Origin of the sequence: Polaromonas sp. UBA4122, from assembly GCA_002381615.1 — a bacterium.
Classification (GTDB): domain Bacteria; phylum Pseudomonadota; class Gammaproteobacteria; order Burkholderiales; family Burkholderiaceae_C; genus Polaromonas.
This window is the reverse complement of sequence record DFWY01000063.1, coordinates 1-15,314: the sequence shown is the minus strand read 5'-3', so window position 1 is coordinate 15,314 and position 15,314 is coordinate 1. Positions and strand designations below refer to the sequence as shown.

Annotated in this window: 14 protein-coding genes and 1 pseudogene; 8 read left to right on the top strand and 7 right to left on the bottom strand. The window is 56.7% G+C overall.

The window, feature by feature from the left end; all coding sequences use genetic code 11:
- Window positions 1-994: 994 nt before the first annotated feature.
- Window positions 995-2,413, top strand: a complete 1,419-nt coding sequence (locus B3F77_RS08085; protein ID WP_293604463.1) for a homospermidine synthase — start codon at window positions 995-997, stop codon at window positions 2,411-2,413.
- Window positions 2,414-2,425: 12 nt separating this feature from the next.
- Window positions 2,426-3,730 carry an NAD(P)/FAD-dependent oxidoreductase gene (locus B3F77_RS08080; RefSeq protein ID WP_293604462.1) on the top strand — a complete coding sequence of 435 codons (1,305 nt, stop codon included), beginning with the start codon at window positions 2,426-2,428 and terminating at the stop codon, window positions 3,728-3,730.
- Between the two features lie 101 nt (window positions 3,731-3,831).
- On the opposite strand, the gene B3F77_RS08075 is transcribed toward B3F77_RS08080, so the two are convergent.
- Window positions 3,832-4,848: a hypothetical protein gene (locus tag B3F77_RS08075; RefSeq protein WP_293604461.1), complete on the bottom strand. Its 1,017-nt coding sequence runs from the start codon at window positions 4,846-4,848 to the stop codon at window positions 3,832-3,834.
- A gap of 228 nt (window positions 4,849-5,076) precedes the next feature.
- Window positions 5,077-5,319: a BON domain-containing protein gene (locus tag B3F77_RS08070; RefSeq protein ID WP_293604460.1), complete on the bottom strand. Its 243-nt coding sequence runs from the start codon at window positions 5,317-5,319 to the stop codon at window positions 5,077-5,079.
- A gap of 536 nt (window positions 5,320-5,855) precedes the next feature.
- Between B3F77_RS08070 and B3F77_RS08065 the strand changes: the two genes are divergently transcribed.
- The 5 genes from B3F77_RS08065 to B3F77_RS08045 all read left to right on the top strand — a co-directional run bounded on the left by B3F77_RS08065 (window position 5,856) and on the right by B3F77_RS08045 (window position 9,267).
- Entirely contained in the window at window positions 5,856-6,227 is a 372-nt protein-coding gene (locus B3F77_RS08065; RefSeq protein WP_293604459.1) for a hypothetical protein, read from the top strand.
- Complete coding sequence (locus B3F77_RS08060; protein WP_293604458.1) at window positions 6,173-6,541, top strand: hypothetical protein; 369 nt, start codon at window positions 6,173-6,175, stop codon at window positions 6,539-6,541. The genes B3F77_RS08065 and B3F77_RS08060 overlap by 55 nt, the downstream gene beginning before the upstream one ends.
- Window positions 6,542-6,652: 111 nt before the next feature.
- Entirely contained in the window at window positions 6,653-8,287 is a 1,635-nt protein-coding gene (groL, locus tag B3F77_RS08055; protein WP_293604457.1) for a chaperonin GroEL, read from the top strand.
- 24 nt (window positions 8,288-8,311) lie between these two features.
- Entirely contained in the window at window positions 8,312-8,770 is a 459-nt protein-coding gene (locus tag B3F77_RS08050) for a host attachment protein (RefSeq protein WP_293604456.1), read from the top strand.
- A 56-nt stretch (window positions 8,771-8,826) separates the two neighbouring features.
- Window positions 8,827-9,267, top strand: a complete 441-nt coding sequence (locus B3F77_RS08045; RefSeq protein WP_293604455.1) for a universal stress protein — start codon at window positions 8,827-8,829, stop codon at window positions 9,265-9,267.
- A gap of 14 nt (window positions 9,268-9,281) precedes the next feature.
- Here B3F77_RS08045 and B3F77_RS08040 read toward each other — a convergent pair whose 3' ends face one another.
- On the bottom strand, window positions 9,282-10,148 hold the full coding sequence (locus tag B3F77_RS08040) for an alcohol dehydrogenase catalytic domain-containing protein (protein ID WP_349678398.1): 867 nt from the start codon (window positions 10,146-10,148) through the stop codon (window positions 9,282-9,284).
- Window positions 10,149-10,178: 30 nt separating this feature from the next.
- On the opposite strand from B3F77_RS08040, the pseudogene B3F77_RS08035 reads away from it, so the two are divergent.
- Window positions 10,179-10,307, top strand: a pseudogene (locus tag B3F77_RS08035) (alpha/beta hydrolase); the annotation flags it as partial.
- Window positions 10,308-10,340: 33 nt separating this feature from the next.
- Here B3F77_RS08035 and B3F77_RS08030 read toward each other — a convergent pair.
- The 4 genes from B3F77_RS08030 to B3F77_RS08015 all read right to left on the bottom strand — a co-directional run.
- Window positions 10,341-10,961 carry a phosphoribosyltransferase gene (locus B3F77_RS08030; RefSeq protein WP_293604454.1) on the bottom strand — a complete coding sequence of 207 codons (621 nt, stop codon included), beginning with the start codon at window positions 10,959-10,961 and terminating at the stop codon, window positions 10,341-10,343.
- Window positions 10,962-11,216: 255 nt separating this feature from the next.
- On the bottom strand, window positions 11,217-11,627 hold the full coding sequence (locus B3F77_RS08025) for an Hsp20/alpha crystallin family protein (RefSeq protein ID WP_349678397.1): 411 nt from the start codon (window positions 11,625-11,627) through the stop codon (window positions 11,217-11,219).
- Between the two features lie 540 nt (window positions 11,628-12,167).
- Window positions 12,168-14,795 carry a magnesium-translocating P-type ATPase gene (gene mgtA, locus B3F77_RS08020; protein ID WP_293604452.1) on the bottom strand — a complete coding sequence of 876 codons (2,628 nt, stop codon included), beginning with the start codon at window positions 14,793-14,795 and terminating at the stop codon, window positions 12,168-12,170.
- A gap of 259 nt (window positions 14,796-15,054) precedes the next feature.
- The coding region (locus B3F77_RS08015; protein WP_293604451.1) for a ferritin family protein at window positions 15,055-15,314 on the bottom strand (260 nt) is incomplete at its 5' end.

Here is a 15,314-nt window from a genome sequence, read left to right as displayed (position 1 = left end):
TGAAAAGGCGGCGCTTTCCTGTGGGTGCAAGTCCCACCCGGCCACAGCTCCAGCCGGAAGCAACCGGAGCGACTATGGGGGGGTAACGAAATGGTTGAAGCCTTCGGGTACGCAACAAGTACAAGGTCAGAAAGAGAAGGGGCGGGACCTATCCACTCTCGCACCTTTAGGGGCACTTCGGGCTCGTGAGACTGGCCGCACGCGGGCGTGACGTGGCGCGGACGAATGCGTGAAGTCTTGTCGGAGAGCCGGATGGGTTATGTGGTCTCGGTAAATATGTGGTGCCCAGCAGTGTCCGCCTTCTAAGAGTGGCCGTCGGGCGCCACATAAGATCGCGCCTACCGCGAGCCGAGCGACCCCATAAGGCCAGGGTTCGCTCCCTGGGGCAACCCCGTCGCAGATTTCATGGTGCCAAGATCCGACTCCACGCAGCGGCCAACTTATGTGGTCTTCAAGTTGTGGAACTTCTCAATGGCAAAGGCGACTTGGTGCCGACGCCACATATTTAACTTGGCCACATAACGCATCAAATGTGGTTGAACACATTTGATGCGGGAGATCTGCATGTCCGGTTCGATGCGCGGGATGTGGAAACCGAGCTACGGCGAGGTTACTCGGGCACCGCCAGACGAAAGGGACGGCAACAAACAAACCAGACCTACTGCCACCGGGCCACATATCGACTCTACACTTTGCTGTCGCACGTCAGAGAGTCAGTGCGCAGCTAAGGCGCATGAATGCTTAGGTTGAGTTTACGACTCTATTTGTCCAGAACACAATGCAGGCGGGCATCGCCGGTATTGATTTTTGTCAATGTTCCTGAGGCATAAGAGCGTAGCCTGACTGACATACGATCATGATCCAGGCATACATGGCAGCGTTTGTTGAGTCTGTGCCGGATCATCCCGTAGAGGTCTAAAACATGGCAAGCCTGCGTTTCATCGTTCCATCGCTCGGGCTTGAAGGTCCCACCACCTGTGCTTGAGGAGTGCAAATGAAACCAGATATCAAGCACGCTGCTTTCCAAGGTACTGTGGTGATGGTGGGTTTTGGCTGCATGGGACAGGCGATGTTGCCGCTGCTGTTCCGGCACCTTGAGATACAGCCGGGGCAAGTCAAGATCATTTCTCGCAGTGAAGATAAAACAGGCATTGCCAGGGAGTTCGGGGTCGAGTTCAAGGTTCAGGCACTGACCGAAGGAAATCATGAGGCCGTTCTGGAGCCGTTCCTTAAGGAAAACGATTTTCTGCTCAACCTTTCGGTCGACGTATCCAGCTTGGCGCTGATGAGGCTTTGTTGGCGGCTTGGGGCACTTTACCTGGACACATGTATCGAGCCGTGGGCTGAACGCTACACCGATGCGTCGATATCACCTTCGCAGCGATCCAACTACGCGCTACGTGAGGAGGTTCTGGCGTTCAGGCGCGACAAACGCGCAGGCCCCACGGCAATCGTCACGCAGGGAGCCAATCCGGGCCTTGCTTCAGCCTTTGTCAAGCAGGCGCTGCTGAATATGGCCGCCGATGGCAATCTGAACATTGAGAAGCCGGCACAGCACGAGGACTGGGCCGCATTGGCTTTGAGCCTGGGCATCAAGACAATCCACATCGCAGAACGAGATACCCAGATCGCGAACCTGCGCAAGAAGCGGGGTGAATTTGTCAACACATGGTCGGTCGACGGCTTTGTTGCGGAGGGTCTTCAACCCTCGGAACTCGGGTGGGGCAGCCACGAGCGACATTGGCCGGCGGACGCAGCGCGTCACGGATTTGGTTGCGATGCAGCGATTTACCTTGGTCGCCCTGGCGCTGCGACTCGCGTGCGCAGCTGGACGCCGCTGGAAGGCAGCTACCATGGATTCCTGATTACGCATGGCGAATCGATTTCCATCGCTGATCATCTGACGCTGCGGGAAAACGCCGAAGTCGTCTATCGCCCCACGGTGCATTACGCCTATCACCCCTGCGATGACGCAGTCCTTTCCCTGCATGAAGTGGCAGGGAAGAACTGGCAGCTCCAGCGCAACAAGCGAATCATGCGCGAAGAGATCACGCAAGGCATGGATGAGTTGGGCGTGCTGCTCATGGGCAATGACAACGGTGTCTACTGGTATGGATCTCGATTGACTATTGGACAAGCACGACAGTTGGCACCCCATAACACGGCGACCAGTTTGCAGGTGGCGGCCGGGGTTCTGGGCGGCATGGTGTGGGCAATACGTAATCCCCGCGCTGGAGCCGTGGAGCCCGATGACATTGGCTTCGAGATCGTGCTGGAGATAGCGAAACCCTATCTGGGTGAGTTGGTGGGGGTCTATGGGGATTGGACACCTCTGCTTGGCAGGAGCCCGCTGTTCAGCGAGTACATGGATAAGGACGATCCTTGGCAGTTCATTAATTTCCGGGTGACATAAGGGGGATGGCCTTTGCTGCTAAAAAAGGAACTCGGAGTTATCGAGAACTCGTACTACGAAGCAAGCGTGGTGCGGCCGCCGCCATTTGCGCCGCTGGCGGATCGCATCAGCGCAGACGTGTGTGTGGTCGGCGGCGGTTTCGCTGGTGTCTCGGCTGCGCTGGAGCTCGCCTTGCGCGGCTACTCGGTGGTATTGCTTGAGGCCCAGCGGATTGGTTGGGGGGCATCCGGTAGAAATGGGGGGCAGGCCATCGTCGGATTCGGTGCCGAGGGTGAACATGCGATTGAATCGCAATTTTCCGCCGAAGATGCGCGCCGCACCTGGGATATTACCGTTGAGGGCCTGCAGTTTCTGCGGGAGCGGATCGATCGCTACGCCATCCATTGCGACTACACGCCCGGCTATCTGAATCTGGCAGTGACGGCCAGCAAATCACGGGTGCTGGATGCGTGGGCGCAGCACGTAATGCGCGTGTACGACTATCCGTTGCAATGGATAGGGCCGGCCGAGATAGGCCACTGGATTGCCAGTGACCGGTTCCATTCGGGTGTGTTCGACACCCATTCCGGCCACCTTCATCCTTTGAAATATTGCTTGGGCCTGGGTGCCGCCGCGCGCGTTGCCGGCGTGCAAATTTACGAGAATTCGGCGGTGTACTTTGTTCAACGCGGGGACCATCCCGTTGTCAAGACGGCGCAAGGCGAGGTCGTTTGTCGTTTTCTGGTATTGGCCGGCAATGTCTATATGGGTGAATACGGGGACGACATCGCGCCGGAGTTGACGGCACGCATCATGCCGGTCGGCACTTACATGATTGCCACCGACCCCATGGGCAAAGAGCGCGCCGACGCGCTGATGCGTCAACGGCCGGCGGTTTCCGATAACAATTTCGTGCTCGACTATTTTCGCCTTAGCGCTGATCACCGGCTGTTGTTTGGCGCAGGCGACAGCTACAGCGCCACCACACCGCGAAACCTGGTCGAGCGTATCCGTAAACGAATGCTGGGGGTTTTCCCGCAGCTGGCCGATTTATCCGTACCGTACGCATGGGGCGGATTCGTCGATATCACGATGAACAGGGCGCCGAATTTTGGCCGTCTGGATCCCAATATTTATTACCTGCAGGGTTTTTCCGGTCATGGCGTGGCACTCACAGGGATGGCGGGCAAATTGGTGGCCGAGACGATCGCCGGACAGGCGGAGCGCTTCGATCTGTTCTCCCGCATCAAACATCACGCCTTTCCCGGCGGGGCATCGATGCGCACGCCAGCCTTGGTGCTGGGGATGTTGTATTACCGGTTGCGCGATCTGTTGTAGGAATGAGCATCATCTGGCAGGCCCGCTTCGGGGTCGTCATTGCCCTCCATAGGATCTGCCGGAACGGTCTGGCGATGCCCGTAAAATTTGGGAATTCCGATTCAACGCTGCTCTGTGAAAGCAGGCGAAAAGGATTCACCCCACTGGGTGACAGAAAACACCTGAAGGAATTTTTCCATCTCTTGCACGGGCAGATGATCAATGCCTGCTGCCCCTGACCTGCCGCCACCTCCAAAACGGCGACAGAGTTCTCCAGCACCCTTTGGAGCGCAAAGAGGTGCGCGCACACTGACCACAAGGCCGCCCGATTCCGTGGCCTTGAGTATGGCGAAAGCACGCTGTGGCTGAGCGTTCGCCAATGCGTTGCCCAGGCAACCGATCACGCGCCGACTCCAGGGCGCGTCGGGCAGCAGATAAGCGCTGGCATGAGTATCCTCCCAGTGCGGCATTAAAGCTGCTGCCTGCCGTAGGTCGTCCTGACGAAGTGCCTCGAGTTCATGCCCAATTGACTCGTGTTCCAGCAACGCCAGCGGGTCGCGATACCGGATCAGGATCGCGTAGAGGTGTGCTGGCGCAATGTGCACGTCCTGCTCGCTGTCGCCATAAGCGTTGTAGTTGATGGCCTCGCCCAGGGTCCGCAGGCGTCGGCGGTCTTCGACACCCAGGCCGAGGCCGGTGGCCAAGCCATCGGCCACCTCCGTCAGGTTGTCACCGAAGGCGCCGACCACCGCCCATGCCCGAAATTGCCCTTCAAGGTGACGGTCCATCAGCAGGCTCGTGCAGACATCACTGGCGACATCAATGTGCGCTTCCAGTTTCGGATGAAGCGGAATATCGTCCACCTCGTGGTGATCAAAGTAGCGCACCCGCGCACCGCCTTTAAGCAAGCGCATCAGGGCCTGGCGGTTGCGCTGCATGGACAGGTCGCACACGAGCACGTCGTCACCCTGACCTGCCTGCACGCGGTCCAGCAGCGCAATCTCGCGTTTCAATCCAGTCACCAGGCTTGCGGCCAGCGGCTCGTGCAGACGCCACTGCACGATGGAACAAAGACCGTCGGCATCGCCATTGCACACGTCTATGTGCCGTCGCGCGGAAAGCAGAGGCAATTTCTGCATCGTCATTCCTCTTCCATCTGTGGCGGTGAATGTCGCTATGCCGGCTCCTCTGCTCCACAGTCAGCCCGGTCTGCACCGCCGGCTAGGCGTCCATCGCAGCCTTGTTTGAGCTGCGCGATGAACTCATCGAGTTGTCATTGTTCTTGAAAGACTGGCAGTTTGAAACTGACCTGGAATAGCGAAAAAAACACTGAGAACATTGTCCGCCAGTTGCTCGAAAAAGTTACGTCAACCCGGGGGCTTTCTTCTTGAGACGGGCTGGACAGGTTTGATCTTAATCTCAAGACCTCGCATGCCGGAGACGCATCTGGCGGTTCGCTCAACCTGATATCTTGTTTGATGCGTGTCGACCTGACCGTTCAAAGTGACCATGCCATTGTCGACATTGACTTCAATTTCGGAGGCATTGACGGCCGGAATGGCATCAAGTTTCTCCATCAAATCTGCTTTCAATTCTGCATCTGTCTTCATGAGCAAGTCTCCTCCAGTAATTGCGTGGCGCTATTGGGCCACCCTACATTTCGGGCACACAAACGACTTTACAAAAAGCATATATCTTCTTGTTGAGAATTCGCAAAGCCAAACCAGACACATGAGGTGAAGGCTGATGTTTGCCCTGCTGGATATGCGTCTGACCAGGACAAGACGATCCAGACAACATGCAAGCCAGAAAACTTTCTCCATGGGAGTTGACATTTCGCAACGTTCTCCGGCGAGGGGGGGCTAGATTTCCAATAATTGCAATATCGATGGCCGATAAGGCGAGGGATGGGACGAAAGGAGTACTGGCATGTGGCGTATTAAATCTTAAACCGTTGCAGGAATGTGCGCCATGCTGATTTCCGGCTGTGCCAATTACCAGAGCCAGTAGGAATAAGCTGACATGGTGATTGGCGGTGTGCTGGGCGGAGTCCTGGGGCCACAGTTGGGCATGGTGATGGCGTGCCACGGCAATCATTCTGGGAACCCTTGCGGGTGCCGCCAATGGCGGCTCGGTCGGCCATTCAATGGCCGATGTCGACAAGATGAAGGCTGCACCGAGGCTTGAAACCGTAAGGACCGGCGTCCCCCCTTCATGGAGAAACCCGGACAGCGAAAATGAATACATGATGGTGCCAACGATGGTGCCAACGCCCACTTATGAAACCGCCAGCGGACCATGCCGTGACTACACCATTGATGCCGTGATTGCCGGCAACAAGGACAAGATATTCGGCACGGCGTGCCATCAGCCAGACGGCAGCTGGCAGGCGCGTAACCAGAAAGGAATTGCCATGAAACATTTTTTAACGACAGCGGGTGTCGTCTTTGCGTTGACCGCCACGTGCGTTTCGTGCGACAAGATCAAGCCCCGCTACCTGAACTGCAGACGCCCCTGACTACATCAGGGCAGGCCAGCCAGCAGGAGGATGAGCGCAAGGCATTCGCACAAGCCGCTCAAAAGGAACTTGATAAACTGCGAAGTGTGATTTCCGAATTAAAGGCAAGAGCCGAGTCTGCCAACCTTCAGACCAAGGCCAGGCCTGGCGAGGAAGTTGAAAAGCTCGAAACCGAGTTGCGTGAATCCCAACAGCACTTGATGGCGCTGAAGTCAGCCACGGTTGAATCATGGAATCAGTTGAAAGAGTCATTTGGCAAGTCACTTGAGAAACTAAAGAACGGAATCGACAACTTTCGCAAAAATGCCGCGTGAGATGGGTGAGTCCCCATGTAGGGCACACCGCTGGTGCAGTTGCGATTTGTCAACCATGCGCTTGTGCATTAACCCTAGTATTTGCATACGCTCTGCGCAAAAGTTCCGACCATGAAACCCAAACAACTCATTTTTCACGACGCCGCCCGGGACAAAATCCGGTGCGGGGTGGATGCGCTGGCGGAGGCCGTCAAAGTCACACTGGGGCCACGCGGGCGAACCGTCATTTTGGAGCGCGACTTTGGCCCGCCACAGATTGTGAACTCAGGCGTGCTGGTGGCCAAGTCGGTGGAACTTGAAGACCGTTTTGAAAATATGGGGGCGCAGTTGCTGCGCGAGGTAGCAGCCCGAACCAGCGAGATGGCGGGCGACGGCACCACCACCGCCATAGTGCTGGCCCACGGCATGATTCAGGAGGGTTTGCGTTATCTGGCGGGTGGCATGAATCCGATGGATCTCAAGCGCGGGATTGAGCTTGCCATCGAGACGGTGGTCGCTGAACTCAAGCAAATGGCCAAACCCTGCGCCACCTCCCAGGAGATTGCCCACGTTGCGGCGATCTCGGCCAACAATGACCGTTCCATCGGCGATTTGCTGGCCAGTGCCATTGACAAGGTGGGGCGTGAAGGTGCCATATCGATCGAGGATGGCTCCGGGCTGGTTAGTGTGCTCGAAGTGGTTGAAGGCATGCAGTTTGACCGGGGCTTTCTGTCGCCCTATTTCATCAACAATGCAGAGCGGCAAAGTGCAGTGCTGGAAGATGTGTCCATTCTGCTATGTGAAGGCCGATTGACTTCGTTGAAGGATCTATTGCCCCTGCTGGAAGAAATCGTAAAGGCGGGTCGCCCCCTGTTGGTGATCGCTGAAGAGGTAGACAACGATTCGCTGGCGGCGCTGGTGATCAATACGATTCGTGGCACATTGAGAACCTGCGCCATCAAGGCCCCGGGATTCGGCGAACGACGCAAGGCGATGGTGCAGGATATTGCGGTTCTTACCGGCGGCACCGTCGTCAGCGATGAGGTCGGGCTGACGCTGGGCAAGGTCAAGCTGTCAGATCTGGGGCGCGCCACACGCGCTGAAATCACCAAGGAAAGCACGACGCTGATCGGTGGTGCGGGGCAGCCCAAGGCGATCAGGGAGAGGATTGCCACCATCCGCAAGGAACGCGAGCTGGCCACCAGCGACTACGACCGCGAGAAGCTCGACGAGCGTGCGGCCAAGTTGTCAGGTGGTGTCGCCCTGATCAAGGTCGGTGCGGCCACTGAAACAGAGTTGAAGGAACGCAAGCTGCGTGTTGAAGATGCCTTGCATGCCACTCGTGCTGCGGTGGAAGAAGGCATCGTTCCAGGCGGTGGTGTTGCTTTGTTGCGGGCGCGACATGCGTTGGCAGGGTTGACGGGCAGTACGCTCGATGAAACTTCAGGCATTCGCCTTGTTTCACGCGCGCTCGAGGAGCCGTTACGTCGCATCGTGAGCAACGCGGGAGATGAGCCTTCGGTGATTCTCAATCGGGTCGACGAATCGCCGGATCGCGCATTTGGCTACAACGCTGCCACACGCACTTACGGCGACCTGCTGCAGATGGGGGTGATCGACCCGGCCAAGGTCACACGGCTGGCGTTGCAGAACGCGGCCTCCATCGCCAGCCTTATTCTCACCATAGACTGCATGATTGCCACGGCTCCCAAGCATTCTACTGATGAGGGTGCGCTGAGTCCGGGGGGTGGCGCCCCCATGTTTTGACTAACACGAAATAAGAGGAACATCATGGAAAAAACCTGGATTCTGATTGCGGATGCCGGCCGTGCACGTTGCTTCGAGCGTCATGCTCCGGATCACTCACTCACCGAGCTGGCCGATTTCGTACATCCACATAAAAGCCTCACCAGCGAGGCCAGTGGGGGCGACCTGACGGGTGCGGCCGGCAAGGGCCACGGTCGCACCGGGCACGCTGGCACGCAATTTGAGCCGCACACCGAGGCCCATGCCAAGGAGCGTGGCGGCTTTGCCCGCCAACTTGCAAATTACCTCAACGAGGGGGTCGCCGAGCAACGGTGCAATGCGCTCGTGCTGATTGCCTCCAGCCCGATGCTGGGTGAACTGAGGCCCTGCTTAAGCACTGCCGCTGACAAGGCGCTAAGACGCTGTGTTGTGAGCGATCTGACCCACTACACGGGCCCCGAGTTGAAAGAACGCGTCGATCACGCATTGCAGCTACCCGATTGAGGGGTAAAGGCAGGGGTGTCAATTGCCAGATGAGAAATATCCAACAGGAGTACGACATGTTGAAAATCTTGATCGCAGTCGATGGATCTGAACACTCTAATCGGGCCATTGAGGCCGTTGAAAAAATGGCCCGCTCCTCACCCGGCTTGGAGGCCATCTTGGTCTGTGTCCGTACCGGGGCAATCCTTGAGCCCCTCTTTTCTGGTGACTACACCGTAGCCACCGTCCAGAAACTTGATGCGGACCAAGAGAATCAGCAAGCTACCGTACTGAATAGCGCCATGGACCATGCCAAGGCACAAGGACTCAAAATCAGTGAGTCCGTGCGGACTTATGGCGTCATTGCCAATGAGATCGTTCGCATCGCAAAGGAGCGACAAGTTGACCAGATTGCGATGGGAACACGTGGCATGGGAGCCGTCGGAAGCCTGCTCCTGGGATCGGTCGCCCAACGGGTGCTCCATCAATCGGATGTACCGGTACTGTTGGTCAAGTAAGCGCATTCTGCGCATCATTGTGTTTGTTGGATGCGGATCTGCAATGTGTTGGTAAGCAACTGTAGAGAATGCCTTGCGGGGAGACTTTCAGGGCACCAGCACGGCAGCACCTCAATAACACCGGATCGCAGTGCCGCGATGGCCTCGTTGGCCTGTGCCAGCGCAAACGGCTGCACATGGGTCGTGACCGAATAACGTTCAACAGTTGCGAAGAAGGCATCGCCATCTTCCCAGGTCAGATTGGCCACGGATCGGACACTGCGCTCTCCCCAGAGCAGGGCATATTCAAATGACGGAATGTCACTCATGTGAATGCCTGCACATACGACAACACCGCCCTTTCGGGTCGCGCGCAGGACAACGGGCACCAGCGACCCCACACGTGCAAAAATCAGCGCGGCATCCAGTTCGGCGCTGGGCAGCGTGTCAGAAGTGCCCGCCCAACAGGCACCCAGTTGAAGGGCAAAACGCTGGCTTCGCTGATCGCCTGGACGCACAAACGCATAGACCTGCTGCCCTTGGGCCACGGCAATCTGGCAGATGATGTGGGCCGCCGCCCCAAAACCATATAGCCCCAAACGCATGGAGCCGAATACACCAGACAGGCGGTAGGCACGGTAGCCGATCAAGCCGGCGCACAGCAATGGAGCCGCATGCATGTCGTCATACCGATCAGGTAGGAAAAAACAGAAGCGTTCATCGGCAACAGAGTATTCTGCAAAACCACCGTTGCGGTCGTACCCAGTAAACACAGGCGTGTCGCACAAATTTTCTCTGCAGCCTGTGCAATAGGTGCAGTGGCCGCAGGTGCCGCCAAGCCACGGAATGCCAACTCTGTCGCCCATCTGAAATCGGGTCGCAAGGCGCCCCGCCGCAACCACACGCCCCACCACCTCATGCCCTGGCACGAGGCCTATGCCCAGATGCATTGCGAAAAAGAGTTATCCATCGTTCCCGGTGCGACACACCTGTTCGAGGAAGCGGGCACGCTGGAGGCAGTGGCGCGCCAAGCGGCCGTATGGTTCAAGCGCTACCTGAAGACAGTGCCCGTCGCCAGACAAGGTCTGTTTTTTCTACCCCTTCAAAATCTCGATCACCTCGTCATCTTCAACCTGCGGGAAATGCCCGTAGAACTGCCCCACCGCCTGGAAGAACTCGGGTGTTTCGAGGCAAACCACCTCATCTGCCATGTCCGCCACTTTGGCCAGCGTATCGGACGGTGAGACGGGCACTGCGCAGATCAGCATGGCCGGTTTCCTGGCGCGCAGACCGTGCAGCGCGGAGATCATGGTCGCGCCCGTGGCCAGACCATCATCGACCACGATGACGATGCGCCCGGCCGGATTGATCGGGGGGCGGATCGGCGTGTATTGGGCGCGGCGCTTGCGGATGGTCTTGAGCTGTTCCTGTTTCTCGGATTCGATGTAGTCCTTGCTGGCGCCCGCCGATGCAGCGTAGTCGGCGACGTAGGTCCAGCCGCTTTCATCGACCGAGCCAATCGCGAATTCCGGCTGGTGGGGCGCGCGCAGCTTGCGCACCAGCACCACATCGAATTCGCCGCCCAGCTTTTTCGCAATGATTTGCGCCATCGGCACAGCACCACGCGGGATGGCAAGAATCAGCGGATTTTTCCCCTGAAAGTCCTTGAGTTTTTCGGCCAGCCGGCTGGCGGCTTCATTGCGATCACGAAACATGGTTCAGGTCCTCAGGTACGTCTTCCAGTGAAGGTGGCTGCAACAAGGTATTTTTGATGCCCGTGTTCCGTATTGCAAGCCGCGCACCGCCAGACTCACCGCAGATTGCCGGCCAGCAGGAGTATGGCGACCAATAACACCAAACCGATTGCAATGCGGACCATCCGTCCCCGAATGCCGAATCTTCATGATCGGTCTCTCTCCGAATGATTGCAGAAACAACAGCACGTAGGGTGCATTGATAGTCCCGGCCGGTCACTGGACAGTCAATCGTTTCGAAGTTGACGTTGCCTTCTTGGGAAGCTCAAGGGTCAAAACGCCATCTTTGTATTTTGCCGTCGCTTTGGCATCATCGACATCCTGCGCCAAGGTGAAGGCGCGCGAGACCGATCCGGAGTAGCGTTCGCTGCGCAGCACTTTGTCGCCATTCTGTTTGATGTCCTTTTGCTGCTTGACCTCGGCATCGATCTGCACCATATTGCCATCAATGCGTACGTTGATGTCCTCTTTCTTGACGCCTGGCAAGTCCGCACGAACGGTGTAGGCGGTATCCTTCTCCGATACATCCACACGCATCTCCAGAGAGCGGGCATCTACTTCAAAACGCGTAGGCGCCATCAAACGCTTGAACATCGATTCAAATGAATCAAGGGCAGGTTCAAACACACGAAGATTTGTCATGATAAGTGCCTCGTTGGGTTAAATGCTTATATGGGTCCGGGCCGGTCGTGGTGTCTCTGCTCATCCACTTGAGCCTGTTCCCTTCCCATAATATGGGACAAGTTCATCTCTGCCATGAGATTTGTCAATGGGGCGGCGTTTCCAGCTACTGCAGCAGCCAGGACGGGATGTTTCGCTGACGGGAGACCCACGCGCATCCGCAGAACCCGATCATATCGGCGCGCGTCAAGCTACTTGTCGCCTCATTCATGCAGCCAACTGCTGAATATCGTTACATGTCAAATGCGTCCTGATGATGGAGTCGCGTTGGGGGTTGAGAGTGACTGTCGGTTTACCTTTAGTCTGTCACTTTTGAACCTTAATTTGGCACCAAATGAATCGCCGGAAGACTAAGTGGTTCCCAAATGGCTTCGCTGGTCATTTTTGTATCGGCACAAACAGCTTTAGATGGTCAATGCATAATCGGCGGCAACACCGCACTTGCAATCCCAGTAACGAATATATCCATTCCCTCCACCACCGCGATCAGTCGCCAAACCTGCGGATAAACCAGGTCTTCACCAGCTGGGTCAGGATCATATAGCACAGCAGCATGATCGCCAGCAGCAGCCAGTACAGCGGTGGCAGCGCGACAAAGCCGAGCGTGTCGGCCAGCGGCGAAACCGTCAGCCAGGCGCCCACTGCAACGATGATCAGCGAAGTGGCAATCAGCGGCCAACTGGCCCGGCTTTCAATGAACGGAATCTTGTTGGTGCGAATAACATGGATGATCAGCGTCTGGGTGAAGATCGACTCTACGAACCAGCCGGTGTGAAACAGTTCCGGATTTTGCCAGCTGTTGAAAAGGTACAGCATGATGAAGAATGTCAGGTAATCGAAAATCGAGCTGATCGGGCCGATAAACAGGATAAAACGCTCGATCTCGCCTATCGCCCACTTGCGCGGCTTAATCAGCCAGTCGGCGTCCACCTCGTCGGTGGGAATCGTGGTCTGCGAGAAGTCGTACAGCAGGTTGTTGATCAACACCTGGATCGGCAACATCGGCAGGAAGGGCAAAAACACGCTGGCCCCGACCACACTGAACATGTTGCCGAAGTTGGAGCTGGCCGCCATCTTGATGTACTTGATGATGTTACCGAACACTCGCCGCCCTTCCAGCACGCCTTGCTCCAGTATCAGCAAGTTGTTTTCCAGCAGGATGATGTCGGAGGACTCCTTGGCGATGTCGACCGCGCTATCCACTGAAATGCCTACATCGGCAGCCTTGAGCGCCGGGGCGTCGTTGATGCCATCGCCCATGAAGCCGACTACGTGATCCTTGCTCTGCAGCGCGCGGATGATGCGCTCCTTATGCGCCGGAGCCAGCCGCGCAAACACGCTGCTTGCGGCTACGGCGACAGCAAGTTCGCCCTCGCTCATTGCCTCGATTTGAGAACCGAGCAACAGATGCTCGACCTGCATGCCTACTTCCTTGCAGATGTAGGCGGTGATGATTTCGTTATCGCCGGTCAGGATTTTGACGTCCACGTTCAGTCTGTGCAGCCGCTTCAAGGCCTCGGCAGCGGTGTCCTTGGGCGGATCGAGAAAGGCCAGAAAACCTAGCAGGATCAGGTCCGACTCATCCTTGACCGCATACACCGGCTCATCCGACGCACCCTGCATTTGCTTGTAAGCCAAGGCAATCACGCGGAAACCCTGCCCATTCAGGTCGTCCGCAAGCTGCCGGCGTTTGGCGTCATGTTCGGGCTGAACAGCAATCACCTCGCCATTCAGTTCCACTCGCGTGCACAGGCTCAGCACTTCTTCGACCGCGCCTTTGCAGATCAGCGTGTTCAGTCCGCTTTCATCTTCCACCACTACCGACATCCGGCGCCGTACGAAATCGAACGGAATCTCGTCTATCTTTCGGTACTTCTCCTGCACTTGCAGGTGTTGTTCCAGCTCCTCATGCATGAGGATGGCCTCGTCCAGCAGGTTCTTCAAGCCGGTATGATGAAAGCTGTTCAGGTAGCCAAAATGCAGCACCTTCTCGCTGTCTTCGCCGTTCACGTCCAAGTGCTTTTCCAGCACGATCTTGCCCTGTGTAATCGTGCCGGTCTTGTCGGTACACAGCACATCCATCGCACCGAAGTTCTGAATGGCATTCAGGCGTTTTACTATCACTTTCTTGCGCGCCATCGCCAGCGCGCCCTTGGACAGGTTGACCGTGACTATCATCGGCAGCATCTCCGGCGTCAGTCCGACTGCCACGGCCATCGCAAACAGAAATGCTTCCATCCAATTATGTTTGCTTAGCCCGTTGAGCAGAAAGACGGTCGGCACCATCACGGCGATGAACAGGATCATCAGCCAGGTGAACTTGTTGATGCCCTTGTCGAAGCTGGTCAACTGACGCTGCCCGACGATACTGGCGGCCAGCGATCCCAAGTAAGTCTGCTCGCCGGTGCAGATGACCACCGCCGTTGCGGCCCCGCTTTCCACGTTGGTGCCCAGGAAGCAGATATTTGCCAGTTCCAGCGGGTTGTGAACGTCGGCGGGCGCCGCGTCGGCCTTTTTTTCCACCGGCAGAGATTCGCCGGTAAGTGCCGCCTGATTGAGAAACAAGTCTTTAGCGGACAGCACCCTGACGTCGGCTGGTGCCATATCACCTGCTGCCAGCCGGATGATATCGCCGGGTACTAACATCTTGAGCGGGACTTCCTTTTCCTTACCATCTCGCATCAACGTAGCCGTGTTGCTGACCATTGCCTTAAGTTTCTCGGCCGCGTTATCTGCGCGCATCTCCTGCACGAAACGCAACACAGTGCCCAGAATCACCATCACGAAAATGACTACAGTCGCGCGCAAGTCACCGGTCAGAAAAGAAAGCACGCCCAGCGCCACGAGCAGCAGGACCAATGGATTCTTGACGTTGCTCAACAGGCGCATCAAAGCAGATAGCCGCTGCTCCCGGGCAATCGCGTTCAGCCCATACTGCTTCAAGCGAGCATCGGCTTCAGCCTGTGTCAGGCCATCTAAGCGCGATGCAAGCTGCTGCAGAACGGTAGCGGCATCGGCGCGTCCCATTCCCAGCAACTGACCGGAAATAGGTGCATCTTTCCCGCCAGCGGGATTAGCTGTGCTTGTGTTAGCTGGCTGCGGTGATGATTTCATAGTTATTCTTCAATCCGCACGAAGCTGGTTTTGCGCACGCGGACTTAATAATTCGTGCGACGAAGGTCCCGAATATCCAGGTGGTTTTGCCCCCGAAAAACGTACCTCATGGCTGCTGATTAAATTCAGAGATTGGAGATTGCGAAATGAGAAATATAAGATATGGACAAGTTTGGGGCAAACACACACTAGCGTTCAAGCTGGAGGCGAAGCCGCTGTTCGACTGACGCGGTTGTTGGCGGTTTTCCAGGGAAAACGGTTACTTCTTTTTCTTGATTATTCCTTCTACTTCTTTTGCCCCCTTGGCATAAAACTTTTCTTCATCGGGGGCAAGCTCACGGAGCAATCTCAGAAACTCTCCAGCGTGCACAAGTTCCTCGTCCGCTATTTCCTTGAAAACTTCCACGGCAAGCTTGTTGTCGGTGGACTCGGCAAGCTGCGTGTACAACTGAGTTGCTTCGTACTCTGCGGCCACCATGAAACGAATTGCTCTGACGAGTTCCTCATCGGTGAGCTTCC

Excerpts from the sequence above, each read along its gene's own strand:
- B3F77_RS08085 (WP_293604463.1), top strand. The coding sequence starts at position 995 with ATGAAACCAGATATCAAGCACGCTGCTTTCCAAGGTACTGTGGTGATG.
- B3F77_RS08050 (WP_293604456.1), top strand. The coding sequence starts at position 8,312 with ATGGAAAAAACCTGGATTCTGATTGCGGATGCCGGCCGTGCACGTTGC.
- B3F77_RS08045 (WP_293604455.1), top strand. The coding sequence starts at position 8,827 with ATGTTGAAAATCTTGATCGCAGTCGATGGATCTGAACACTCTAATCGG.
- B3F77_RS08065 (WP_293604459.1), top strand. The coding sequence starts at position 5,856 with ATGGCCGATGTCGACAAGATGAAGGCTGCACCGAGGCTTGAAACCGTA.
- groL (WP_293604457.1), top strand. The coding sequence starts at position 6,653 with ATGAAACCCAAACAACTCATTTTTCACGACGCCGCCCGGGACAAAATC.
- B3F77_RS08030 (WP_293604454.1), bottom strand. The coding sequence starts at position 10,961 with ATGTTTCGTGATCGCAATGAAGCCGCCAGCCGGCTGGCCGAAAAACTC.
- mgtA (WP_293604452.1), bottom strand. The coding sequence starts at position 14,795 with ATGAAATCATCACCGCAGCCAGCTAACACAAGCACAGCTAATCCCGCT.
- B3F77_RS08070 (WP_293604460.1), bottom strand. The coding sequence starts at position 5,319 with ATGAAGACAGATGCAGAATTGAAAGCAGATTTGATGGAGAAACTTGAT.
- B3F77_RS08075 (WP_293604461.1), bottom strand. The coding sequence starts at position 4,848 with ATGCAGAAATTGCCTCTGCTTTCCGCGCGACGGCACATAGACGTGTGC.